This window comes from Halorubrum sp. 48-1-W, from assembly GCF_003287355.1.
Lineage (GTDB): Archaea > Halobacteriota > Halobacteria > Halobacteriales > Haloferacaceae > Halorubrum.
Genome location: NZ_QMIM01000003.1, coordinates 65,716 through 89,155, shown reverse-complemented (window position 1 = coordinate 89,155; position 23,440 = coordinate 65,716). Strand labels below are relative to the sequence as shown.

At 57.4% G+C, this 23,440-nt stretch carries 21 protein-coding genes and 2 pseudogenes; 16 read left to right on the top strand and 7 right to left on the bottom strand.

Going from position 1 to position 23,440, the window contains the following annotated elements:
- The first annotated feature begins 269 nt into the window (after positions 1 to 269).
- The 4 genes from DQW50_RS02350 to DQW50_RS02335 all read left to right on the top strand — a co-directional run bounded on the left by DQW50_RS02350 (position 270) and on the right by DQW50_RS02335 (position 3,523).
- On the top strand, positions 270 to 824 hold the full coding sequence (locus DQW50_RS02350) for a BlaI/MecI/CopY family transcriptional regulator (protein WP_112077707.1): 555 nt from the start codon (positions 270 to 272) through the stop codon (positions 822 to 824).
- 3 nt (positions 825 to 827) lie between these two features.
- Positions 828 to 1,268, top strand: coding sequence for a hypothetical protein (locus tag DQW50_RS02345; protein WP_112077706.1), 441 nt, complete (start codon positions 828 to 830; stop codon positions 1,266 to 1,268).
- A gap of 154 nt (positions 1,269 to 1,422) precedes the next feature.
- On the top strand, positions 1,423 to 3,165 hold the full coding sequence (locus DQW50_RS02340) for a hypothetical protein (RefSeq protein ID WP_241964310.1): 1,743 nt from the start codon (positions 1,423 to 1,425) through the stop codon (positions 3,163 to 3,165).
- A gap of 55 nt (positions 3,166 to 3,220) precedes the next feature.
- The gene (locus tag DQW50_RS02335) at positions 3,221 to 3,523 is read left to right on the top strand and encodes a hypothetical protein (protein ID WP_112077705.1); all 303 of its coding nucleotides are present in this window, start codon (positions 3,221 to 3,223) and stop codon (positions 3,521 to 3,523) included.
- A gap of 298 nt (positions 3,524 to 3,821) precedes the next feature.
- Here the strand turns inward: DQW50_RS02335 and DQW50_RS02330 are convergent, their stop codons facing one another.
- The 3 genes from DQW50_RS02330 to DQW50_RS17790 form a co-directional block, all read right to left on the bottom strand.
- Positions 3,822 to 5,102 carry an RNA-guided endonuclease TnpB family protein gene (locus DQW50_RS02330; protein WP_112077704.1) on the bottom strand — a complete coding sequence of 427 codons (1,281 nt, stop codon included), beginning with the start codon at positions 5,100 to 5,102 and terminating at the stop codon, positions 3,822 to 3,824.
- A gap of 387 nt (positions 5,103 to 5,489) precedes the next feature.
- Positions 5,490 to 5,912 carry a TRAM domain-containing protein gene (locus DQW50_RS02325; protein ID WP_112077703.1) on the bottom strand — a complete coding sequence of 141 codons (423 nt, stop codon included), beginning with the start codon at positions 5,910 to 5,912 and terminating at the stop codon, positions 5,490 to 5,492.
- A gap of 845 nt (positions 5,913 to 6,757) precedes the next feature.
- Positions 6,758 to 7,723 carry a hypothetical protein gene (locus DQW50_RS17790; RefSeq protein ID WP_157964836.1) on the bottom strand — a complete coding sequence of 322 codons (966 nt, stop codon included), beginning with the start codon at positions 7,721 to 7,723 and terminating at the stop codon, positions 6,758 to 6,760.
- 48 nt (positions 7,724 to 7,771) lie between these two features.
- On the opposite strand from DQW50_RS17790, the gene DQW50_RS02310 reads away from it, so the two are divergent.
- Positions 7,772 to 8,272: a hypothetical protein gene (locus tag DQW50_RS02310; protein WP_112077700.1), complete on the top strand. Its 501-nt coding sequence runs from the start codon at positions 7,772 to 7,774 to the stop codon at positions 8,270 to 8,272.
- Between the two features lie 120 nt (positions 8,273 to 8,392).
- Positions 8,393 to 9,100 (top strand): annotated as a pseudogene (locus tag DQW50_RS18780) (transcription initiation factor IIB family protein); the annotation flags it as partial.
- Positions 9,101 to 9,154: 54 nt separating this feature from the next.
- Here DQW50_RS18780 and DQW50_RS18345 read toward each other — a convergent pair.
- The gene (locus tag DQW50_RS18345; RefSeq protein WP_241964308.1) at positions 9,155 to 9,502 is read right to left on the bottom strand and encodes a hypothetical protein; all 348 of its coding nucleotides are present in this window, start codon (positions 9,500 to 9,502) and stop codon (positions 9,155 to 9,157) included.
- A 174-nt stretch (positions 9,503 to 9,676) separates the two neighbouring features.
- On the opposite strand from DQW50_RS18345, the gene DQW50_RS02300 reads away from it, so the two are divergent.
- Together DQW50_RS02300 and DQW50_RS02295 are read left to right on the top strand one after the other, a co-directional pair.
- The gene (locus DQW50_RS02300) at positions 9,677 to 9,886 is read left to right on the top strand and encodes a hypothetical protein (RefSeq protein WP_112077698.1); all 210 of its coding nucleotides are present in this window, start codon (positions 9,677 to 9,679) and stop codon (positions 9,884 to 9,886) included.
- A gap of 182 nt (positions 9,887 to 10,068) precedes the next feature.
- On the top strand, positions 10,069 to 11,085 hold the full coding sequence (locus tag DQW50_RS02295) for a DNA polymerase sliding clamp (protein WP_241964307.1): 1,017 nt from the start codon (positions 10,069 to 10,071) through the stop codon (positions 11,083 to 11,085).
- An 8-nt stretch (positions 11,086 to 11,093) separates the two neighbouring features.
- Here DQW50_RS02295 and DQW50_RS17555 read toward each other — a convergent pair whose 3' ends face one another.
- Positions 11,094 to 11,288 (bottom strand): hypothetical protein, encoded by a 195-nt coding sequence (locus DQW50_RS17555; protein WP_127341300.1) that lies wholly within the window; start codon positions 11,286 to 11,288, stop codon positions 11,094 to 11,096.
- A 410-nt stretch (positions 11,289 to 11,698) separates the two neighbouring features.
- On the opposite strand from DQW50_RS17555, the gene DQW50_RS02285 reads away from it, so the two are divergent.
- From DQW50_RS02285 to DQW50_RS02260, 5 genes and pseudogenes are all read left to right on the top strand, one after another.
- On the top strand, positions 11,699 to 12,577 hold the full coding sequence (locus tag DQW50_RS02285; RefSeq protein ID WP_112077696.1) for a DUF6166 domain-containing protein: 879 nt from the start codon (positions 11,699 to 11,701) through the stop codon (positions 12,575 to 12,577).
- 328 nt (positions 12,578 to 12,905) lie between these two features.
- A complete protein-coding gene (locus DQW50_RS02280) occupies positions 12,906 to 14,471 on the top strand; it encodes a hypothetical protein (RefSeq protein WP_112077779.1) in 1,566 nt (521 codons plus the stop codon).
- 563 nt (positions 14,472 to 15,034) lie between these two features.
- A pseudogene (gene tnpA / locus DQW50_RS02270) lies at positions 15,035 to 15,253 on the top strand (IS200/IS605 family transposase); the annotation flags it as partial.
- On the top strand, positions 15,250 to 16,509 hold the full coding sequence (locus tag DQW50_RS02265; protein ID WP_112077694.1) for an RNA-guided endonuclease TnpB family protein: 1,260 nt from the start codon (positions 15,250 to 15,252) through the stop codon (positions 16,507 to 16,509). The pseudogene tnpA and the gene DQW50_RS02265, both read left to right, overlap by 4 nt.
- A gap of 85 nt (positions 16,510 to 16,594) precedes the next feature.
- The gene (locus DQW50_RS02260) at positions 16,595 to 16,789 is read left to right on the top strand and encodes a hypothetical protein (protein ID WP_112077693.1); all 195 of its coding nucleotides are present in this window, start codon (positions 16,595 to 16,597) and stop codon (positions 16,787 to 16,789) included.
- A gap of 249 nt (positions 16,790 to 17,038) precedes the next feature.
- Here the strand turns inward: DQW50_RS02260 and DQW50_RS02255 are convergent, their stop codons facing one another.
- A complete protein-coding gene (locus tag DQW50_RS02255; protein WP_241964306.1) occupies positions 17,039 to 18,400 on the bottom strand; it encodes a protein adenylyltransferase SelO family protein in 1,362 nt (453 codons plus the stop codon).
- A gap of 274 nt (positions 18,401 to 18,674) precedes the next feature.
- Between DQW50_RS02255 and DQW50_RS02250 the strand changes: the two genes are divergently transcribed.
- Entirely contained in the window at positions 18,675 to 19,262 is a 588-nt protein-coding gene (locus DQW50_RS02250; protein ID WP_112077691.1) for a helix-turn-helix domain-containing protein, read from the top strand.
- Between the two features lie 5 nt (positions 19,263 to 19,267).
- Positions 19,268 to 19,801, top strand: a complete 534-nt coding sequence (locus DQW50_RS02245) for a hypothetical protein (protein ID WP_112077690.1) — start codon at positions 19,268 to 19,270, stop codon at positions 19,799 to 19,801.
- Positions 19,802 to 19,895: 94 nt separating this feature from the next.
- On the opposite strand, the gene DQW50_RS02240 is transcribed toward DQW50_RS02245, so the two are convergent.
- Positions 19,896 to 21,221, bottom strand: coding sequence for an RNA-guided endonuclease TnpB family protein (locus DQW50_RS02240; protein ID WP_112077778.1), 1,326 nt, complete (start codon positions 21,219 to 21,221; stop codon positions 19,896 to 19,898).
- Positions 21,222 to 21,908: 687 nt separating this feature from the next.
- Here DQW50_RS02240 and DQW50_RS02235 point away from each other — a divergent pair.
- On the top strand, positions 21,909 to 23,387 hold the full coding sequence (locus tag DQW50_RS02235) for an AAA family ATPase (RefSeq protein WP_112077689.1): 1,479 nt from the start codon (positions 21,909 to 21,911) through the stop codon (positions 23,385 to 23,387).
- Positions 23,388 to 23,440 lie beyond the last annotated feature (53 nt).

Sequence of the window (23,440 nt, the reverse complement as noted above, 5' to 3'; positions counted from 1 at the left end):
CGGACGTATCCCCCCAGAATCCCGCCCGTTCACGCTTATCAACTACCTGACGAACGCGGGCGAACACTGACCGGGTGCACCCCCCCGGGTATTGACGCAAGTCCTTTCTCCAGACATCGCTGCTCGATAAAATTCCTCGCCGTTCCCGGAATTGATTGGGTGCGTCCACACCCTTCGAAAGGAATGGCCTCCGAGTACCAGTGTAATATCCTTTGATATAGGACGAACCACCCTCAACCTATATCAAGCTACGACACGAATCTGCAGGTATGACCCACGACGACAGCTCCAGTGACGGAGACCAGCACCCACCGCTCGTGACCCAGCGGACAACAGGCGAAGATCGCGTCCGGATGGTCGCCCGTCAGCTAACCGAACCGCGTACTGCGAACTGGATCGCCTCCGAAGCCGATTGGTCCTACGAACCTACAAAACGCGTCCTTGAACGCCTCGTCGATAATGGCGTCATTCGCCGTGATGACGACGGTCAGCATACGACCTACCGCCCCGACTATCGTCATCAGGCAATGCGCGAGGCGATGGCGCTCTGTGACGACGCAGGCTCCGTCGAGGAATTGACCGACCGCCTCGGCGAGATAACAACCCGGATCCAGGAGTGGAAATCAATGTACGATGTCTCCTCTCCGAACGAACTTCGAGCGACTATCGCCGATGCTGACCTCAGTTCCGACGAGGAAGCCGAACGCCGAGACATCGCTCGGACTTGGGAACACCTCGAAGGCCGGCTCGGGATTGTCAGATTCGCCGTTCGCGAGTGGGACTTCCTGAGCTCCAGTGCGGCGTTTGTAGAGGCCAGCGACTAGTCCATGGGGGTCCCACATCTCGGCGGCGATCCCAACGCGAACCTGTACTATCAACTCAAACGAGACGTACTTGACCGTGTACCTGAAATCAGTCGTGTTGAGTTCCTCCCCGACCGGGCAAAAGCCGAGCAACTCGAAGCGACGTTCGATCCCAATCGCCTCGACATCGAGACAGGTCCAGAATCGCCGACACTAACCATCACCTGGTATCGCCAGACCCGCGACGACTGGTTCCGCGTCAACTATAGCGACCCGAATACGGGCTTCCATGCTGGCTGGCATCAGGACGAAGACCATCCCGATCTCGGTCCCGCGCACTTCCAGTACACCGACGAGGGCGAGACTGATTACCAACCCTTCTCGTTCGAACATGACACGCCGTCGCTCCGATTGTGGGAAATCATCGACCACCTCTTTTCGGACGTCCTGCCCCTCCAGGGCTGACTCGATGTTCGCGATTACTCAGTAGAGACGCGATCGGCTAGCACGCGCTCAGTTTTGGACCCCAAATGGGGTTGAGGGAGTGAGAGAGGGTCGCCAGCAGCGCCGCTGTTGGGTCAGACCGCCTCAGACCTCACCCAGATGGAGTGACTACCAGATGACGTACTACCACAACGGAGACGACCGGCTCACGAACGGCGACGTCGAACAAGACGACCGCTTCGACGAACTCACCATGCGCGGCCTCTACGAGTCACCGCACCTCGAAAGCGACTGCCTCGGCATCCGCCTCGAGAACGCTGGCGAACTTATGATGGCTGCCCGTCGTGAGCCCGAATACGACGAGTTCGGCCTCGAAATCGAAGGAAATGGAAACTACGAACTCGACGCCTACTGGATTGGTGCGAGCCTCCGCACCACCGAAGGTCGCGACGTCGATCCCATCGACCTCGCCGACGAGGACCTCACTGGACTCCCACTCGAAGCCCAGGAGCGTCTGCACGGACTCCGCGAGGAACGCAAACGCCAGCGCGAGAAAGCGTTAGCCGCCCACGTCGTCGGCGTTGACCGCGAGACACGATGCCGTGAGGAGCTCGTCGAAGAGCGCGAGGAACGCCAGTCCAAGCGCAACGAGCGCGTCCTCGGGGAGGGAATCATCCGCAACAACGCATTCGAAGATATCGACGACAACGAGGCTGAGGCTGTCCGCGAGGCCGCTGCTCGAATCGAAGACCACCTTATCACCGGCCCCGGTGACGAAGTACTCCGACACCTGCTCGCACGCAAAGTCCGGAGCGGTCAGGACGTCTTCACCGCTCAGTCCAACACGTTGGACCAGCTCTATCAGGAGGCGAGCGTCATCCAACCTATCTCGTCCGTGCCGATTATCCCCTCGAAGTACAACGTCGAGGCTGACATCCAGGGCGAAGTCACGACCCTCTGGCAACCCAAATCAGGGAGCCAACAGCAGGTCGGCCTCATCAAAGACGACGCCGGCGATACCATCAAATTCACCGTGTGGACACGCTCTCAACAGGGTGTCATCCTCCACGAAGGCGATCTCGTTCGGATTCGTGTCGGGAAAGTCGGGAAGTACCAGGGACAGGCCACTCTCGCCGCTGACTCCGAGACGCATATCGAAGTTCTCGAGCGTGGCGACGGACCCGCTCCCAGAGGCGACATCCCGAACGTAGACTGGGAGAAATACGCCAAGCGTCACCGCGAACAGGGCATCGAACAGCCCTTCCAAGTGCACAGCGCGTGTACGATTCCCCCCTTGGGCGCTCCCGGCGTCGAAGAAGTCTCCCGTCCCGTGCATGCTCCCGTCGACAGACTCGACCAAGAGAAGGGCGAGAAGCTGGACGCCCTCGAATGGCTCAAAGCCACCGAGATATTCGACGAGGACGATAGCAAGATACCACTCCCAACTTGGTGGCGCGAACAAGCGAACGTGGTCTCCCTAATCGTCGACGTCGACGCCGAAGGGGACGAGATCGGCGCGGCCATCAGGGAGGTCGTCTCGACGGGCCGTCCCGAATCCACGCCTGTTCCCGTCACTCCCGTTCCCCAGGGTAAGCGTCGTCTCTGGGCGCTCATCCGTGATCTCGACCTTTTCGGAACCGCCATTGATGACGACAAGGAGGGCGAGGCAGAGACGGAGACAGCGGACGACACGAACGAGAGCGAACTCACTGGCGTCGCAACCCCCGACACCTCGGAGACTACCGTGGCGAGCGACGACAAGCCGGGTCTTGGACTTCCAACGACCACGTGCCGGTGTCCAGAGTGTGCTCACGATCGAGCGCAATATCGCCTCGTCCAACTCCGGTCCATCGACGAACCCCCGACGAGACTCCTCTCCTGTGTGAGTTGCGGCCAGAGATGGCGCGAAGACAGCTAGTCGATAGAGGCAGCACTGCACTCCGTGCATCCAGTCTCACCATTCCAATAAAACGATGTCAACCAACAACTCTGACCACGATCCGACGAACTGTCACAGTCAACCACCCACGAACGAGGAACTCACCGGCGACGACGATGTCGACTTCCATCTTGACATCGTCGACGGCGAAGATCCCAGCCGGCCCGTCACCGACGACAAGAACGAGTTCAACCCGTACCCGTCGGGACCCGGTCCCCTTGCAAGAACGATGCGGTTCGTCAGGCTCATCGACGGCACCTGGGCGTTCATCGAGCGCGGGAACGTCGGCGGCTGGATCAGTGCCGAGGAAACCATCAACCTCGATGAAGTCCGGTGAATCGCGATTGGCCACCAATACCTGTGTTTTGGCTCCCCCAAGGGGGTGAGGGGAATCGGAGGAGGAGCAAACATCCTGGGTGCTGCTCCAGCAGCCATCCTCTGGGCACTCCCACTCGAATCTCATCTTCTATCTAGTCTCGTTCACCCAGTCGAACCATTCCAGCCAGCGACAGCAATCGCGCCACTTCCAGAAAATGTCAAGCAACACAAAATCCGCAGAACTAGCCTTGACATCCTCCCGCGCTGAAGCACGAGGATTCCCACGGCACCGCACCGCTGGGTTGGGATATTGTGGTTTACGACGTTACCTGTTCTTGAGGTGCGAACGCACCAGTTTTCGTGTCAAACAGGAGCGTAGATGGCTGTGCCAACCAGCCGTTACTCCTATCTCCGCCATTCGTAGCGGGACTCGGAGTTACTTTCTGTCGAATGTTCTCCGCACCGTTCACATCTGCGTTCGCCACCATCCCACACTCATCGCAGATGTACAGCCCACGTTCAACACGATTCGCGTCGCACTTGCGACCACAACACGAACACGATTTCGATGTATCTCGCTCGGGTACTGCTTCTACCGCGATGCCCTCCATCTCGGCCTTGTATTCGAGCAGGTCGGTGAATCGGTCGAACGCCCACGAATGGAGATCAAGATTACCGTGTCTGCCCCAGTTTTTCGACTCGCCATTCTCCTCATCCTCGCGGATGCCGGAGAGGTCACCAATCACGATGGTTCCGACTCTCTGCTCGACACATCGCTGAACGATGTGTTTCGAGAGCGTGTGGAAGTAGTGAGTGCGACGAGCCGACTTCTTGTGGTTTAGCTGCGTGGCCTGCACAGAGTTCGAGTCGTCACACTGAGCGATCCGCTTGCTGAAGTAGTAGTCGTCCTGCTTCAGACAGGTCAGCGGGTATAGCTCAGCGTGGCCGTCTTCGTAGGCGAGTGCAGCAAAGTTGTTGATACCGAGATCAACACCCACCGTCTTTTCACCGGGGGCTTCAGCCACGTCAATCTCGACCTTACAAACAAAGTGTAGTTCCCACTCGTCCTCCGTCCAGACAGCCCGAACCTGTTGGATGTTCTCCACAGTGGAGAGGTCAACGCCGGGGCGGGTCTGGTATTTACAGAGAATGAAGTCCGACCAATATTCTTTGAGGTTTGACCCCTTTGAGAGTCGAACACGGTTGTACTGGGTGTCGAGTTTGAAGCCAGCGGCTTTGAACGTCACCGTTGAACGCGGGTGTTCGTCGCTGTGTTTGCGGTAGCCGGGCGGGTTCGCTCGTGTATCTCCGTTACGTCGTTTGCCGTACCAGCCGTTGAACGCCTCAGCGAGTTCTTGGAGGACTCGCTGACTTGACTGCGAATGCAGGTCATCATAGCGTTCGTGGGTTTTGAGGTACGTGGTGAGTTCGTTGTGGTTCGGGATGTGATCGATTTCATCCCAGATGCGACTACATGTCCACCGTCCGACGTTCCAGAGTTTCGAGGCGGCGAACCCGAGCGAATCAAGATCGTCCTGCACCCGAGACTGATTCCGTATGGAAGCAGTGTAGGTGCGGGTGACGACCTGTATCGCCATACGTAACCGATGTAGACAGAATTACTTGAGGGATTGGATTGGAAGTAGCGTGGAATATCCAGCTGTGCCATCGACCGTGGAGTGTGAAAGGAAGTGTCGGCTTCATCCCCGCGCTGAAGCGCGAGGCTTTCTCCTCGATTCTCCGTAACCTCGAATCCGAACCAGAACGCGACCCGAGTAGCCTGACTTCCGACTCCACAACCGTCACTAACGTGGTCGCACAACTCTCTCGGGAGGGCTTTCACCCCGCCCCACTCCGTCGTTCGTTCCTCCCCGCCGAAATCCACCTTCCCTGAGCTGTAAGTGCAGTTTGACTCTACGGACAACCTATTCGTACAATAACTGCGAGTGTCTGTTCGTCCTCTTCTCGCACCGAAAATCGAGGAATTACTCGTAGTAACTCAACCGTTCGACGACCTCGGCGAAAGCGACGTTTTGCCGTACATCGGTAATCTCAATTTTCACTCGCTCACTCTCTTTCGTATCCGGGACGATCACGACGAAACCACGTTCGACCCGAGTGATGCCATCACCCTGTTCGCCGATGTCCTCAATCTCGACTTCTCGAGTCTCACTTTCCTCAACTGGTGGTTCCTGTGGCTCACGCTGGGACTGTGATCCCGTTTCAGCCTGTTCGCTCTGTTCTGGCTCGCTCTGTGTCGGGGAAGACACGAGTGCGACGCGATATGTTTCTCCTTGCTGTAGATCACCCAGTTGTAGCTCGCGCTCTGGAACGTCGATCACGTACGACCCGTCCTGTTCCTCAATCGAAGCTGAAAACAGACATTGGAGTTCTTCAGAAATCTTCATTAGTCGGCCTCCTGGCAGCGTAATAGTGCAGAACACTTGACTCTGCTGTCGTGTCGTTGCTCAGAATTCACTCGGGACTCACGACATCGTCGCAGATGGGACACTCTGCCCAGATACCAGTCGTTCCGTTGTTTTACTCATATTCAACCAAGACGTGTGCAGCAGAAATGTTCTCACCACACTCCGGACATTGCCCGTGTTTCGGAGTATCGTAGGTTATCAGGAGAAGGAAGGGAGCGTGTGACAATTCCCCTCCAACTGGCTGTAGAGTTATGTTTCGGTGTAAGCTTTGTGTGGAATTGTACCTGAGACGAGCGTAGTCGCAAAAAATCACTCGCAACCCGATCTCCGGTGATGAGCAGTATTTATGCGAACTCTGCGCCGAGAACTCCCTCTCTGTCGAACAAGTCGCCGAAAAGCGGATGAGATGTGCGCAGAACACGGCACTCTCCTGGTTGAGACGGCATAGAATCGAACCCCGGTCTCACGACTACTCTGAGGCCCCGTGACGCAATCCGAATCTCCTGTACGAACTACACTGGGAGAAATCTCTCTCCGGAGAGGCAATCGGTGAACACCGCGGCTGCGGTGCGACCATCGTCGCGCGGTGGATAGATCGGTTCGATATCGACGCGAGGCAAGCCGATAGTCAAAAAATTAGTGACGGCTAAGGGTACTGTGACAGAACTATTGACCCCCCCGTTTGTGCTCCCCTGAAATGGTGGAGGGTTCAACACGAAATGGCTACACTCCAGCTCAGCACCGCCTCGAACGCACCGACTATCGACCCCACTCAGGTCGATGAACTCCGCGAGTTTCTCGACGAATGGCTCATCGGCACGGGCTCATTCGACGACATCATGGTGAAGATTGCGGTTCCCGAACGCGATCCCGATACCGGCGAGGCAGACCCGCCGCACCTCACGCTCTACGGATATGCCTCGTTCTCCCCGACGCATCGGCCGACCGTTCGCGAGGCCGTCCTCGAGGGCCTCGACGACAATCTCGATGAAGACGAACGCGAGGTCGTCATCAACGACGAAACCGAGGAACTCCTTTGGGACTACGCCGGTGAGCACACCGAGGACTTCCTTCGCGAACTCTCGCCGTTCCTCACCGAGCCCTTTGTCATCCAGACCGTCGGCTACGAGAAATGTCGATTCCCCCACGTCGGCTACCAGTACCGCGTCGATCCCGATGGAAAAATTGACCATATCCAGTTGGGATGAGCAGTCGGCTCGAATCTTTCGCCACGACGCTCGCCGCAACTCGCCTCCATCTCCTATCCCCCATCCAGCATGAGCTTCTACGCGCGAATCTCCGGCTACCTCCAGTACCGCACGCACGACCACCTTGACGCCGCCATCGAACGCCTCAGGCGAGGCGCTTGGCTCAACGACGACGAGCAGTGGCTCGTCCGAGGTCACCCTCGGGAGATCCGCACTGACGCTACCATCGACCACGATCGCAACCTCCTCGCAATTCCCGCTGGTGTGTACCAGAATCTCGGTCGAATCACCACCGAACTCTTCGCTGGGGCGACCGACGGTGTCGTAGTCACGTCCTCGAACGACGCGTGTTTCGACGCTTGGATCGAGACCCCGCTTCCCGAAGCCGCCAACGTTCCGCCTGGTGAGGGTGGTGATGTCTCTTCTATCCGTTGTATCGACCTCGAACACTTCGCCCGTACGCAGGGCCTCGGCGTCAACCAATTCGGCGATCCTGGTCACTTCCAGTGGCAGTGGGATGTCCTCGATGCCTTCCACGACAAGCACGACCCAGACATCCTCGGGATTCTCGAATCCGCGCACGGGCCACCCGGATGACCAAGAGCCGAAACTATGCAATCTCCCGAACCCATGACCCAGAACACTGACCCAGACGCAAATACAGACTCAAGTGCGAACAAAACGAATACTGACATAGGCACTGCTCTCGATACGTTCGCTGATTTTCGCGATCAATTCGACGACGAGTGCGTTCTCCAGACGCTCTCGAAAGCCCACGATATCGACCGCGAGAACCCGCCGACTGTGTACTTCCTTGACGAGGACACCGGCCGTGTCTATCGTGTTCTCGAAGCCACGCGAGGCTCACCCGACTCGGGGTGGTTCGTCCTCGCCCTCGCCGGCACCCACGTTGACGATGGCTACGAACGCCAGTTGCGCGTCCACGACTCGGACACCCACCGTGTCCTGCTCGGCAACGATATCGAGCACTATGCTCACCATGAGCCGACCCCCGCCGACGACGTCATCACTACTAGTGAGGGGATGTTCATCCTTCGGATGGACGAGCCACTAATCCCGATCGGTGAGCACCGCCAGACACGCTCCTCCGGGGATGACGTCGATGAGTGAACACGAACACAGCGAACTCGAAGGACCGTGAATCGTGCTCTTCGGTTGCTTACGACCAGATTCCTCGCCTTCAGTTTGTCTTCCCCCGGAGGAACTGGGGGGTCTACGCCCCCGTTCCATATGTCTCAAGATGCCCTCGAGAACACTGACACTACGACCCATAGTACCGGCTCGTCTTCCGCCGGGTCGGGGTCTCCCACTCCCGTCTCGACGCGCCTCAGGCAGAACCAGCAGCAGACTCAGTCATTTTCCAGCGAGACTGCCTCCGAAGACGAGCAGTCGAAAGCCACGGACTCGGAATCGACCGATGAAATACAGTGTCCTGAGTGCGCAACCGACGAGTACCTCGTCATTGACGAGGAGGAAACCTACTGTGGGGAATGTGGCCTCGTACTCTTCCGTGATATCCTCGATCGGCGCCTTCGCTGGGTCGATACTGGGGACGGCCGTGAACCCGAACGTGGCGGCGCTCCCACCACACATCGCCTCCATCATAAGGGGCTCCCGACGGAGATCGGATATAACAGTGACGGGTACGACCGCCCGCTGTCGCGTCAGACCAAACGGCGTTTCCGTCGACTCCGTAAGTGGGATAGTCGATCGAAAACCGGCTCGAGTCGCGACCGCTCGCTCCGCCTCGGCCTCGGCGAAATCGCTCGCCTCGTCAGTGCGCTCGAACTCTCCGGCTCTATCCACGACTGCGCCGCTGACCTCTACCGCGAGGTTAGCGCAGAAGGGATGCTCGCCGGCAACTCCGTCGAAGGTATGGCGAGTGCCTGTGTGTACGCTGCTTGCCGTCTCGAACGCCTGCCACGCACGCTCAAAGAGATTGGTGAAGTCGCTCGTGTCGATATTAAAGAAATCAATCAGGACTACAAGTGCCTAAATCAAGATCTTGAGCTCGCAACGCCTCCACCACTCCCGCAGGACTACATCCCACGACTCGCGAGTGCCGTTGATGCCTCCCCTCGTCTCGAACGCCGTGCCTACCAGCTCTCCAGATCGAACGCTGTGGGTGTCCTCGCGAACGGCCGGCAACCGAACGGCGTCGCCGTTGCCTGTCTCTATCACGTCTTCAAAGAGAGTGGGCAAAGCAACCCCCGACTTACCCAACAAACTCTTGCCGAGGAAGGCTACACGACCCCGACAACGATTCGCAAGCTCTGGAGGGAGCTCCAAGGCCTTGCCGATGACGGAGAACTTCCCGATCCGGACGGCAACCTCGACCATTTCTCGTTACCCTGTGGAACGGTGGTAGGCGACGAGACGGATCGGATGACACGCCCATATCCTACGTAACAGTCCTAATCACACCATCGAATCGTTACGTAGGACTAACACTCGGGACGCGGCACCTGCGACCCCCCGCGTTTGTCGCACCCCGAGACGGTGGGGGAACTCGAAATGGGCTCACTCGCACGCCACCGTGCAGCGAATCGCTTCCAGACCGCACTCCAGCAGCGCCTCGACGCTGCCTCGAATCAGAGTGAAGTACAGCAAGCCTACGACGATGCACTCGAGGCGCTCATCAAAATCACTCTCGACGATGTCGAACTCGACCGCGTCGCCAGGGAGCTTTCGACCAACCCCGACGTTATCGACTTCCCCGAGTGACCGAGATCGCGACCATCATGCTCGGTTTTGGCCTCCCCACGGGGATGGGGGGAGGTAGAAGAGTTCATGACGGTTACCGTTCATAACGGTACTACCGTTATTATTACTATTATTGGTTCGATTTTCTCCCTTCGTGAGCAGCTCGATCACCGACAGTATCGCGACCAAGACTCCACTCAAACATGAGTACCAACACCGAATCCGAAAGCGCGGACGCACAGCCAGCGACCACACCCGACGACGGATCCTCAGACGTAGAATCTGAGATGGACGTCGACGACGCGACCACCGCAGAAACCGCTGAAAATACCCAACCCAAAGGCGAGCCCGAACCAGATCTGGAATCGGAACCAGATTCTGAACCGGAGCAAGAATCCAACACCGACGGTGAAGCCGACGAGGACGTCGAGGAAGACGCAGAAGAAGAGGCCGATGTCGGCACCGGACCGCCGAGCCAGTTCCAGGCCGCCATCATGGGCGGTGACATCAAGGAGTTCGTCGGTACGCTTCGCGCCATCGTCGACGAGGCGAAGTTCAATGTTGAGCCTGATGGCATTCAGGTCCGTGCGGTCGATCCCGCAAACGTCGCGATGGACGACGGTGTGCTGTCCGCAGGGGCTTTCGAGTCCTACGACGCCTCCGAGGGTGTTCTGGGCCTCAATCTCGAACGTCTCGAGGGGGTCCTAAAACTCGCGAAGAAGGATGATCTCGTCGAACTCTCGTTCGACACGAATACGTTCAAACTCGTCATCTACATCGATGGCGTCGAGTTCACGATGGCGTGTATCGACCCCGACAGCATCAGGTCGGAACCCGAAATTCCGGACATGGATCTCCCCGCGTCGTTCACTGTCGATGAATCGCAGATCAGGCGGGGGGTGAAAGCAGCTGATATGGTCTCCGACCACATCCAAATCCGTTGTGACGAGACCGAGCAGGCCGTCTTCATCGAAGCCCAAGGCGACACCGACGACGTGTCCCTGGAACTTACGGAGGAGGAGTATACCGAGCTGACCGCCGTCGACGCGGAGGCGCTGTTTTCGCTTGACTACGTTAAGGACATCTCCCGGAAATTCCCGAAGAACGCTGCAATCAGCATCACCTTCGGGACGGACTTTCCAATGATGATCGAATACGAGTTTGCAGACGGCGAGTGCGAGATTCTCTCGATGATTGCCCCCCGAATCCGGTCCAACTAATGACTTCGCTAACCTCCCTCAGCGACGGCGATACCTATGCAGATATACGGCTTGGCGAGACGTTCATCGTTTCTGTCGACCGTTCCGAGGATGCACTCACTATCCGGGTATTCCACCCGGACGAACCGGAGACCGCCATCGGCGAACACTGCCTCGATCTCAGTCCTGACGGAGCAAACGACGAGACCACCGTTGGGGCACATACCGGGACTGACCCGACCACGAACAGCGATTTGGCTCTTGGGTAGTTACTCGATCGATGGCTCCTGGACGCTACGCGGCTCCTCTCTCGATTATCGATACGAGAACTGAAACCCAGCGGAAGTGTCCGTACTGTCGCTGGGGGACGCACTCGTTCTATCGACTCGACAGCTGGCCAGACGACTACGCGGGCTGCGCGTCCTGCGTTCTCGAGGCACTTGCCGATGACGACGAGTACCTCATCTACCACACGCGCGGCTCGCCGTCGGCCCCGACCAGTCCAGATGAATACGCACCGACGAGCGAACAGTCACAACCGCATCTCACACCACCGACCGAGGCACAACCCACTTCGGACCCGTCGCAGTCCCACCAATCCGCTGATGGATAACCCACCTTCAGACTTAATCTCATGCCAGCAAAAACCGATTACTCGCGAAAAACGAAATGGAAGAACGAACCGTACCAAGGCGAACGAGGCGTTGGCGGAAACTTCGTCCACGCTGGCGATAACCTGCTCGACAAGCATCTGTTCGTCCACCGACTCGCTCCCGGCGGATTCGACTGGGGGCCTGACGCCTCTGACGAGAAGGCCAGTCAACTCGCTATCGCACTCCTCGCCCCGCTCAAAGGCGTGGACTACGCTGTCGAACACTACCACCTATTCGCGGAGAACTTCGTCCAGCGTGAACTAACCGACGATACCTGGGAAATCAAACGTCAAGACTACCGCTCAGATGAGTACGTCGAGGCCATCGACGGTCGCGACTACCCCGAAAACGCCGCCCCCGGCCCCGAAGACGTTCCCGATCTCGAGGATGCCGACCTCGAGTCCATCACGTACGCCGCGGAGATCGCTCTCGCCGAGAAGTACGCGGAGGTTCTGTGGCAGTCGGGGAACCGTCGCGAGAACCTTCGACGGCTGAAAGCCATCTGGAGCGGTGAGGAAGATCCCGCCAGCGACGCCGTCGCTTCGGGGACACTTTATCGAATTCAAGGCCTCGACATTCCCTCGAACGCCCGCAGTACGCTCGTCAAGCAGTTCGACTCGATGGGCGAACTCGCAGCCTGGGTCTGCTATGGGCGCAATCACTCCCAGCTCGCGGGCATCAGCGACGCATCCGCGAAGAAAATCCCTAACGCTCGCCCCGGCTTCGTCCAGTACTTCGGCGGTACAGAGCACATCCCCGGGCACGACACCCGTGAAATGTCGCTCTCGGAGATGTCCAACACTCGGGGCGACACCGCCCAGCAGACGTTCACAAGTACTCTTAGTGAGGCAGACGAGTAACCCACAGCAGCCTGACCGACTCGGCTTCCCTCTCACCTGTTTGTTCCCCCCTGTTCGGTGGGGGGATCGGATGTCCAAACAGAACACTCCAAGCGTTCCGCGCGCCGATTGACGACCACCGGGACGGATTCTGTTCGGGCTCTCCACCACCCCCCATCTTTCTCCTCTCGGCTCTAGCGGTTCTCCACGCTCCACTCCCCTTCGTAGCTGTAGTACTGTGCGGCAAACTCCCATGATACGGGATCGGCCGTCTCGTCTCTGCGTTTTCTCCGTTCACTCCCAGCCGTGTGCGTACTCCCGCGGCATTTTCGATACCGAGGACTCACCCATGTCAACAGAATCCAAATCCAGTTCCAGCCAGCCTCGCTCCCCCGGCTCCGACTCGAACGAGAACGAGACCGAGAACACCAGTGGGGACGAGAACGATACTAGCGCCAGTCGCACCGATACCGACCGCCCGCCCCTTCCGCTTGCCGATCTCCTAACCCGAGAGACAGACCGAAAATTCGTCGGCCTCACTGAGAACGACTCCCGGGAATATCCCGATGAAGTTCCACCGGAAACCCGGTGTTCGGCAGCGAACTCCCGCTCGTTTAAGGAAGCTATCCAAGCCCTCCCGAAGGCGAGCTCCGGTGAACTCTGGGCGACCAACGATTTCGTCGAGACATCCGGGCGTGTCGACACTGCCGTCATCCGCCGTGTGCATGGCCTCGACGTCGACGCACTCGAATCCTATACCGGAAGTTCGATCGAAGACCTCGCCGCCGCGAGTGAGGCCGACGCAGTCGTGCGTGTCTATGATCATCAAGATATCGTCGACGACCGCCGAAAGGCGTTGAACGCGCTCGGCTACGATGTTAAGTTCCGGTGGCAGATCGCCTCGGATTCGTACTCCATTATCAACCCACAGGAGGCGTATCTCCCCATCATCAGTGCACTCCAGCAGCGTGGTGAAACCAATCCCTTCGGGTGGGTGTCCTACCGCGATTGGGGTGGGTTGTTCAAGATGGTCGTCATCTGCCCGAGCCTTCGCAACGTCGTGTCCGGCGACAAGGAGGACCTCGAGAACACAATCGACGAAGACGGCATTACCAGCGCCGTCAGTAACGACAGCGACTCCGATGGAGAAGACAACGAAAACAACCCGGAGACCGTCATTTACGGCGGCTTCCAGACCGGCTACGACTTCCGTGGCACGCAAACGCTCTGGGCGCGACCCATCCTCTTTTTCCCCGACAGCGGAACCGTTCTCCCGGATATGGGTGAGCGGTACACACGACGGCACTATGGGAAAGCCACGAATGCCGATCACGAACGTAGTCAGGGGCGTGTTCCGATCAGCGAGTGGTGGCGCTCCATCTACGACGATATCGATACTCGGATGATCGAGGTCGATACCGCCATCCGTCGGACGCGGGCCATCGCGTACGACTTCGAGGACCTCCCATTCTCCGTCGAAGACTGCTACACCTACTGGGGGATTGCGTTCAAATACGCAGAGCGGGCCGCTGATAGGGCGACCTCGATCGCCAACCCCTCCACACGACCAACCGTGTTCAACCTCCAGCTTTCATTGCTCATCTCCGTGTTGGAGGAATACGAGGGGTCGATGGCCTCGGACACGTACCAGGAGTACCTCGAGGTCGCTGGTGAGTTGTTCAGAACGCCGGCGATGATGATTCAACTCGCGATGCAGGAACACGACCGGCAGACGGACCAACCCGACGAACGTGTGCTTCCTGAAGACCAACAGACGCTTTCGGACGCACTCGATGATATCGTCGATATCCCGGGTATTACGGTGGATTCAGAAGCCGATCTCAGTGATGGCGCTGCGCAGCGACTTCAGGACCGGGTTCAGCGTCGCCTCGACGACATCGAGAGCGTGACCTGATCCGAGAGGGCGGTATCCGTTTTCTCGCCACTCGCGTCCGGCGAATCACGCGAGCGTGGCGATATTGTTAGACGATGGACGCAAGCAGCAATTGCCCCACGAAATGACTCACAGAATTTCACTCGGGAGGCCGAGATGAGTAGCGGTCGAACATTCAAATACGATGATGGCTCAAGGGGAGTGCGATGAGGCGAACCAGGAGGCCGAATGACTGCTCGTGAGCGACTCCGAATGCATCTCGTGCAGGCGTTTACGCGAGCAGAGTCACCAGACGTACGAGCACATCTCCGGGCTGCCATCCGCGAGTGTGACGACCTGCCACTGACACCGCTTGCAGAGTGTCCTGTCTGTGAATGTGTGGGACTCCCCGAACGGATACTGGATCATGAGTGCCAGAAGCGGAGTGAGGGATGGCGATCGTGACTTCAGCAACAACTCACAGCGGATTGGGCTCAGAGGCCGCGTGTGCTGAATGCTGATCATATAATGATGATTGACCTGATATGATACATAGTGCGAGCGCATACCCGCGTCTTCAGGCGCGGGTCAAGCGGACAATAGCGTACACACACCTGTTCGTCAGTAGCCCACCGAAGCACGCACCGTCATTCCTCGCCAACTGGTTCAAAGGCATCAGTTCGCGGAAATACAACCACCGCTACGCCAACCACGACGGCGAGAAAATCAAGTGGGCACGCGGCTATTACGCAGGCACAGCGGGTCACGTTTCAAACGAGACTGTCGAGAAGCACATCCAGTGTCACGAGGAAGCCGAACAGTGACAGAACTCACTGAGACGCTGGAGCTGAAGCTTGTGGACCCGAACGTGCACAAGCACCGGAAACTCTGCGAGACGAAACAGGCGTACCAAGACGCGCTTGAAGCCGCGTTCAACGCCAACTGCACCTCACAGTCGGCGGCGAACGACGTCGTGGTCAACTACGACTTGAGCGGGTACGCGAAGAACGCACTCAAAAAGTACGTCCCGCAATTCTGTGGCGGAAGCTACAACGCCAAAGAACTTCACGACGACCCCCCTGTCCGATTCACGAACGAAGGCCCAAAGCTCGACCACAAGCCACAGAACGCTATCGAGTGGTACGTCAAGATCCCGCACCACGCCGACTACCACCTCTGGTTGCCCGCGCAACCGAATCCCGACCAACGGGAGTGGCTGGAAGCGTTGCACGTGGGGGATGCGGCGATGGGTGAGTGTCGGTTGTTCGACCGCGACGGCGAGTGGTACTTCCACATCGTCGCTACGCGAGACGTGAAGGAACAAGAATCCATTTCGGCGGAGACGCCGATTGGGGTAGACATCGGGGAAGCCTCTTTGTTAACGGTGTGTCACCGTGACGAGCGCGGCTCCCCGACTACACCCAACCTCTGGAACGACGAAGGCAAGACGGTTCGCCAACTCCGCGAAACGTACTTCACGGCGACTCAACGCCTTCAGAAACGCGGAAGCGAACGTCTCGCAGAATCCTACGGCGACGAGTTGTGGCGACACATCGACCACATCCTTCATACTGTCACGTCGGAGGTCGTCGCCTACGCCGACCAATTCGAGAACCCCGTGTTGGTTCTGGAAGACTTGACGCACATCCGTGAGAACATGGACTACGGTGCGTTCATGAACCGACGGCTTCACGGGTGGGGCTTTGCGAAGATGCACACCCAACTTCGCTACAAGGCGGCTGAGAAGGGGATTCGTGTGGAGACGGTGAATCCCGCGTACACCTCGAAAACGTGCCACTGTTGTGGTGAGCAGGGCTACCGCCCCGACCAAGCCACGTTCAAGTGCTCCAACGACGAGTGTTGGGTTTCGGAGTACCAAGCAGACGTTAACGCCGCGCTCAATATTGCAGACCGCTACCTCAGCGGAGAGAGCCATTCAAGAGAAGACACGAGTGGCGATGACTCGGCTGAGGACGGGGGACGTTTGACCGTCCCACAAGACAGCCAAGCCGATGTTGTGTCTAGCGCTCGACCGAGTGCGGGGGCAGAGCAGATGACGCTTGGAACGTATGCGTCTTGAAACCTGAGGGCCGCGCTCGGCCTGAAATCTCATGGTGGGATTCCCGCGACTTTAGGCGCGAGAGGAGGTCAAGATCCAACTCGCGATGCAAGAACACGACCGCCGGACGGACGACGACTCCCAGTATGTCCTTCCCGAGAATCAGCAGACGCTCAGTGACTCTCTCGAAGACATCGTCGATATCCCGGGCATCAGCGTCGATACAGAGGCCGACCTCTCGGATCAGCAAGCACACCGAGTGCAGGATCAGCTTCAGCGACGACTCGGTGACATCTCCTGATTCACCGTGAACGAAGTGGTCATTCAACTGTGGATTCGTGAGTTCATAATCATACGCTCAAATATTAGATAGCAGATAATTCTCTCACCGCGTGCAAGATGGAGGGCGCGAGTCTTGCATTTGTGAATACTGCTCTCTCAATCGGCGATGCCCAACAGTTCATCAACAGTAACTGCCGTTTGCCCGATGATAGTGTCCTCGCCTGAGCAATGGCGAGTTGATGAGTATACCTACTTTGGTACTATTGGCTCACGTATTACAGTACGTTGTATACTCCGTATCGAATTCTCGTGGCGGTGGTTGCTGGAATTGTGAACCCATATCCTTCGATATATAGGGGTTTTCCAGCACGTTCAATAACCGTTCGAATGTGGAAAGAGTCCCAGTTTCGAGATACTCGTCCAATGCCTGTTCAACCAGGTAGTTGCGGGGAATGTACCGCGGATTGGCCTCCTGCATCAACTCCTCATCTAGGCCGACAGCAGCCAGTTTCTCTCTGAGCTGTTCGAATTCTGTAGTTGCAAACGCTGGGTCATCAAACGTACCGGGCGTCTCTAATTCGAGGAACGTATTGGTATAGTCTGCGTTCGACTTGCGGAGCCACTCTAGGAATTCATCGACGAGTGCTTCCTCATCATCCGAGGTGATCCCCAGCTTCTTTCGCATCATCGTGTAGTATTGTGCATCAAATCGATCGTCAAATTCGTCCAGTCTACTTTCGAGTTCATCATACGTGAGCGCCGTTCGTGTACACAGCGGTTGGAGCGCCTCTGCGAGACGTTCGAGATTCCACCGCAAAATGGGTCGCTGGTTGCCGAAGGCATATCGCCCGTGCTTGTCGATCGAGCTGAAGACCGCATCCTCATCATAGTAATTTATGAACGCACAGGGCCCGTAATCAAATGTTTCTCCATCGACACTCATGTTGTCGGTATTCATCACGCCATGAACGAATCCGACACGCAGCCAGTCGACAACCATCTCAATCGACGACTGCATGACTGCATCAAAGAAATCGAGGTATGGACGATCCGCTGCAGTTAGCTGTGGGTAGTGTCTGTCGATAACGTAGTCAGTGAATCGCTGTAGTTCGTCGGCTGCTCGGCTTGCAACATACTGAAAGGTCCCGTATCGAATATGGCTGTTCATCACTCGGACAAGAATGGCTCCAGGTTCCTTCCGCCGTCGTCGGATCGCTTCGTCAGTTTCGAGGACAGCTAGGCTTCTCGATGTTTTGATGTGTAGATTCTGCATCGCATATGAATACAGATACTCTCTGAGCATCGAGCTGACAGTTGCGTTGCCGTCGCCTCTCCCGGAGTACGGCGTTCGACCGGAGCCTTTTAATTGGATATCGTATCTATCACCATCGCGCACATGTTCGCCGAGTATCATCGCTCTCCCATCGCCCAGGACGGTAAAGCTCCCATACTGGTGGCCTGCATATGCTTGGGCGATTGGTTCTTCCAAGAGGTCTTGGCCTGCTAGAATGGTAGCATTGAGTTCCGCTGGATCCAATCCAAGATCAGCACAGAGCCCGTCATTACGAACTACAATTTCTGGATTAGCGATACTTTTCGGCGTTACTCTCGAATAGAGGCTTGGGTCCAAATTTTTATACGTGGTATCAAATGAAAACGTCATTTTGTCTTAAGTAGTATTATTTTGCTTGTTGAATAAACTTACTTTTGAGGATATTAAGATACGGTCAGTAGAGAGATTCAAATCGGCGCGTGCTGCATACATCTTCTACCTCTTACACACGGTTCTATCAAATAATGAGTCTCTTCTCCGGTTTGAGGAATAACAAACCCCTCAATCAACGGTTGGAAGCACCACTTAGCCCACCGATACAACTTTATGTATTCCGCGGAAATTAAAATATATGGCCGAATCAGCTCTCTCGGGTTCGCACCCGTTGGATACGATGCTGGCAGTTTCTGACGTGATCCAGAACGAACGGTTGGCACGTCTGTACGCTCGGGTACTCGAACTCGACACCCCCACTGTAGAGGAGCTCGCAAGCCGTTCTGCGAGTTCTCAAACCACGGTCTACGAGGATGTCAAGCATCTCGTGGAAATCGGTGTCCTCAAGCGCGTGACGGACTCTCAGCCGCACCGATATAGCGCTCGTCGGGTCGATATGACCATACAGACCGGGGAAGAGACGTTTCAAATCACCCCGACGCTTCTCGTTGCCCTGGCTCAACGCGACTCAAACGACAATATCGAACTTTACGTCGAACGCCACGAAGTCAGCGGTCTGGCGACGGCCATCGAATACGCTCGGGCCTACACGAAATCGGAGATGACTGCCCGGATCATGGCTCGAGAGCAGGAGATCCCCGTCCTCGAAGCCGAAACAATCCTCCAGGAACTCCAGGAAACCCTCCTTGATGTAGAGGACGAGATTTCGACGGAAATCGATATCGAGGCGTTGGATGCAGACGTAGACGAGCAAATCGGCGAGTAGTAACCGTGCCGGAACACCTCTTTCCCGATGTCGAGAGCCACCTCATTGACACGAATCTCTTCATTCGCTTCGAGCGCCACGAGACGATTGACCTGCTTGAGCGAGCAGTGACCGAACACGATATCGTTCTCTTGGTCCCGCAGCGAGTATACGACGAACTCACGCCAGAGTCCTATCCCTACGACCAACCTCCAATTGACGATGCGATAGAATCCGGCTGGGTGCAGGTCTTGGATGAAGTTGATTACTCGAACCCCGTCGTTTCAGCCACGATGGATATGGTTCGACACTATATCTCCGCCGCAACCGAGCGTCCCGAGCATACGATAGAGCAAGCCGATGCAGAAGTAGGTGGGGCGGCTGCTACGCTCTTGGAAGACGGACTCACAAACTCGATAGCGATCTACACGAACGACAGAGCCGCATTCCGTGGGATTGAGCGAGCACTCTCTCAACACAGCTACGAGAATCACGTTCAGTTAGTCAAGGCGTTCGATTTCGCGGATACCGTCGAGAACAGATATCAATTCTCTAAATAACCACTCTTTCAACAATCAGACGAATGGAGTATTGACATCCTCCTCCGCGTGAACGCGGAGGAATCCCACGGCACCGCACCGCTGGATTGGGATATTAGGGTTTGCAGTCCACCACCTCTGTCCGAGGTTGGAATCCTCGGGAGAGGTCATGAAGGTAGACTCCGGGCTGTGCCAACCAGCCGGTACTCCTATCCTCGTCCAAACTGGCCGAAGACTCAGAGTTACTTTCGCTATTGTTGATGTCGTGGCGGATGTTTTCCGCCCCGTTCACGTCAGCGTTGAACGCCGCATCACACTCCTCGCACACGTACAAGCCGCGTTCGACACGCTGACTATCGTCTTCTCTACCGCACACGCAACACGTCTTGCTCGTATCGCGCTCTGACACTTCCACGACTTCGATTCCCTCGACCTTCGCCTTGTACGTGAGAATCGACGTGAAGCGGTCGAACGCCCACCCGTGCAAGTCAAGGTTGCCGTGCCGACCCCAATTCTTCGAGTCGCCGTCTTCGTCCTCGCGGACGCCTTCCAAGTCTCCGACATTTATTCGCCCAACACCCTTCTCGACGCACTGTTCAACGATGTGTCTCGCTAAGGAATGGAAGAAGTGGGTGCGGCGTTCCGACCACTTGTGATGCAGTCGAGTGGCCCGTTTGCCACCCGAGTCGTCGCACTTGGCGATTTCTTTCGGGAAGTAGTACCCGTCTTGTTTGAGGCGGTTGCCGGGGTACAGGTCGGCGTCTTCGGTGCTGTAGGCGACGGCAGCGAAGTTGCTGATGCCGAGATCGATACCCGCCGTTTCGTTGCCGGGTGCGGTGGGCGTCTCGACTTCGTCTTTGCAGACGAGATGCAGCTCCCACCGTTCATTCGACTTATCGTAGACCGCGCGAACTTGTTGTAGGTTATCGACGGTGACGCCGGGGCGCGTCTCGTACTCGACAAGGATGTACTCCCACGCTTTCGGGTGTTCCTTATGATTCGCGCCTTTCGAAAGTCGGACACAGTTGTTCTTCGTGTCGTGGCGGATGCCGTTCTGTTTCCACGTCACCGTCGAACGGGGGTGTTCTTCGTGGACGCGGTTGCCGTCGTTGTCGTAGTAGTTTTTCTTGCAGTAGCCGGGCGGATTCGCGCGATCATCGGACTGCCTCTTGCCGTACCACGAGTTAAAGGCTTCAGCGAGTTCCTCCAGAACGCGCTGACTGGACTGACTATGCAGTCCCTTGTATTTTGGATGGGTCTTCAACTCGTCTTTGAGGTCGCCGTGGTCGGGAATCTCGCCCGTTTCCTCCCACACTTCTCGGGAGTGGTAGTTAGCGACGTTCCAGAGCTTGCTGGCCGACCACCCGTGCCGGTTGAGCGGTTCCTCTACCTGCTGGTGGTTGAGGATTTTCGCTTGGTGTGTTCGGTGGACTTCCAGCATCTTGAACGCCTGTATAATCACTTATACTTGTTTCTGTTGTAAAAGTATGGGTTGAGACTGGTGGAATATCCGGCCCTGCCATAGATGGTGGGTTGTGGAATGGGTTGTCGAATTCATCCCGCGCCTAAAGGCCTGTCTCTTACCCATAAGTTCACGGAGTCCCAAACAGACGTTTCAGACGCTGTCGAACCCAATCTGCAATCGGAAGATCGAGGCGAGGAGTGATCCGGGCGATGATCTCGGCGGTAGGGGGTTACTGAATGTGGTACACGGGATTAGCAAAATCGTTCCATAGGAGTGTTAAATCTGTAGATATCGAGGTTTCGATCGGATTTATTGACCTCGGCAACGACTCGATTTGTGGGTAAGAGACAGGCCTAAAGGCGCGGGTATTCGCCTTGCTCTTTATAATCGAGAGCCGTGCCTCGTCTCTCTATTCGGAATTCGATTCTAGAAACCGACCGTTGCACGCTCTCTGACGGTGGAACGCCATTTTTGTCGCCCCCCGACAGGTGAAGGGGCTGGAAAGACCCAGATAGAACGCCTCGACCACCAGAACTCATGTCCTCAGCATCCACCGCGAGTGGCGACACCACTCCCGAAGGCCAGGTTGTCCTCTCACACCTCGTGAACCGACTCCTCCAGCGTGAAGGAGGCAACGTCCCTGTCGAGCGAGTGGCGCTACGAGTGTCCGACTACGTCGACCTCTCCGACCAGGACGCCGCCGACCTCATCGACGAGGGGGACGACGCCGGTATTTACACGCTAGATCGCTCTTCGAGCGGGAACGCCACCATCACCGGCGTTTCACCACAGGGGACGGAACCCGAGGTCATCACCGATGCCTTCGGCGAACTCCAACAAGACACCGACGTTGACTTCCGCATGATCGAAGTCGTGACCGACACGATTAATCACGCCCTCCAAGACGCCGGGTACGACGCCTTCGAGTCGCTCGCGGACGCCAACGTTGACGACATCGCCGGCCTCACCAGCACGCTCACCGAGAGCCGCGCCGAGAACCTCCTCAAAGAGGCCGCCACGCACGTCCCCGTTGGACTCCGCCTCGCGAAGAACGCCGCCACCTACTACGACCAGCGGATGGACCCCGACACCGAACGGGCTGCCGCTCGCGTCACCGACCTCTCGCTCGTCACGGATTCCGTCGGAGAACCTCTGTACCGTTCCGAGGGGTGGGAGCCCGACGACGAGCGAGGAATGTACGTTTCCGATATCGGCCGCAACGCCGGGAGTCCTGTCCCCACAGGCCTGCACATCCTCGACGATCCCGACTACCCGAGCGTCCCGAAGGCCGCGACTCACCCCGACGCAGCCTATGACGCGCTCTCGGTCGACGACAACGGCGAGGTCGTCCCACCAGCCGTCCCCATCGACCCACGCTTCCAGGTCCCCCTCGATGAACTCATCGCGAAGAAACTCGCTCGTGGCCTCGTCCCGATTCGGGTGGTCGGGCCGCGTGGGTCGGGGAAGAATTACCTTCTCAAGTATCTGTGCCACAAGACAAACCGGGGCTACCAGTCAATCGATGTCGACCGAGCGACCGAACCCGAAGACCTCTTCGGCCCGCTCGTCCCGGATGGCGATGTCATCGTTCCTCGCAACGGCGCCGTGAAACAGGGCCTTCTGAACGGCGATACGATTGTCATCAACGAGTTCCCCGTCATGCAGGCCGGCGCTGCCATCGCGTTACACCGACTCTTGAACGAGGGGACGCTCTTGGTGAAGAGTCACGGTGAACTCGTTGAGCCCCACCCGTCGGCCCGCCTCGTCATCACTATGAACCCGCCGACCCGCGAGTACCGGGATTCGGAGCCGATGAACTCGGCGACGAGAGGCCGCTTCCGCTCGTTCGAGCAGCCCTACATCCAGGATGTTGAGGAAGAAGTGGATACGCTCGATAGGCAGGTGAACAGCGGTAAACCCGTCGTGGATCGACCGACGCTCAAGAAAATTGTCCAGTTCGCCCACCAGACCCGAGAGAACGAGTCCTGGCCCACGCTCTCGACGCGGAATCTCACGATCCTCTGTGAACACATCGAAGACGGAGTGTACCCGAAGGCCGCCGTCAAGGGGGTGCTCTGGGGAGTAGCCGAACCAAACCAGTACCCCGAGGACGCCTACGAAACCCTGAATGACTACCTCTAGAGGAACCAGCGGCGCTTGTTTGTGCGCCCCCGTGACGACGAGGGGGCTGCACA

Bases quoted from the DNA above. Each gene is read 5' to 3' on its own strand.
- DQW50_RS02250 (WP_112077691.1), top strand. From the start codon at position 18,675: ATGGCCGAATCAGCTCTCTCGGGTTCGCACCCGTTGGATACGATGCTG.
- DQW50_RS02340 (WP_241964310.1), top strand. From the start codon at position 1,423: ATGACGTACTACCACAACGGAGACGACCGGCTCACGAACGGCGACGTC.
- DQW50_RS02350 (WP_112077707.1), top strand. From the start codon at position 270: ATGACCCACGACGACAGCTCCAGTGACGGAGACCAGCACCCACCGCTC.
- DQW50_RS02325 (WP_112077703.1), bottom strand. From the start codon at position 5,912: ATGAAGATTTCTGAAGAACTCCAATGTCTGTTTTCAGCTTCGATTGAG.
- DQW50_RS17555 (WP_127341300.1), bottom strand. From the start codon at position 11,288: ATGTGCCCCAACGGTGGTCTCGTCGTTTGCTCCGTCAGGACTGAGATC.
- DQW50_RS18345 (WP_241964308.1), bottom strand. From the start codon at position 9,502: ATGGTCGAGGTTGCCGTCCGGATCGGGAAGTTCTCCGTCATCGGCAAG.
- DQW50_RS02285 (WP_112077696.1), top strand. From the start codon at position 11,699: ATGCCAGCAAAAACCGATTACTCGCGAAAAACGAAATGGAAGAACGAA.
- DQW50_RS02260 (WP_112077693.1), top strand. From the start codon at position 16,595: ATGCAAGAACACGACCGCCGGACGGACGACGACTCCCAGTATGTCCTT.
- DQW50_RS02295 (WP_241964307.1), top strand. From the start codon at position 10,069: ATGAGTACCAACACCGAATCCGAAAGCGCGGACGCACAGCCAGCGACC.
- DQW50_RS02310 (WP_112077700.1), top strand. From the start codon at position 7,772: ATGACCCAGAACACTGACCCAGACGCAAATACAGACTCAAGTGCGAAC.
- DQW50_RS02345 (WP_112077706.1), top strand. From the start codon at position 828: ATGGGGGTCCCACATCTCGGCGGCGATCCCAACGCGAACCTGTACTAT.
- DQW50_RS02280 (WP_112077779.1), top strand. From the start codon at position 12,906: ATGTCAACAGAATCCAAATCCAGTTCCAGCCAGCCTCGCTCCCCCGGC.
- DQW50_RS02335 (WP_112077705.1), top strand. From the start codon at position 3,221: ATGTCAACCAACAACTCTGACCACGATCCGACGAACTGTCACAGTCAA.
- DQW50_RS02330 (WP_112077704.1), bottom strand. From the start codon at position 5,102: ATGGCGATACAGGTCGTCACCCGCACCTACACTGCTTCCATACGGAAT.
- DQW50_RS02240 (WP_112077778.1), bottom strand. From the start codon at position 21,221: ATGCTGGAAGTCCACCGAACACACCAAGCGAAAATCCTCAACCACCAG.
- DQW50_RS02300 (WP_112077698.1), top strand. From the start codon at position 9,677: ATGGGCTCACTCGCACGCCACCGTGCAGCGAATCGCTTCCAGACCGCA.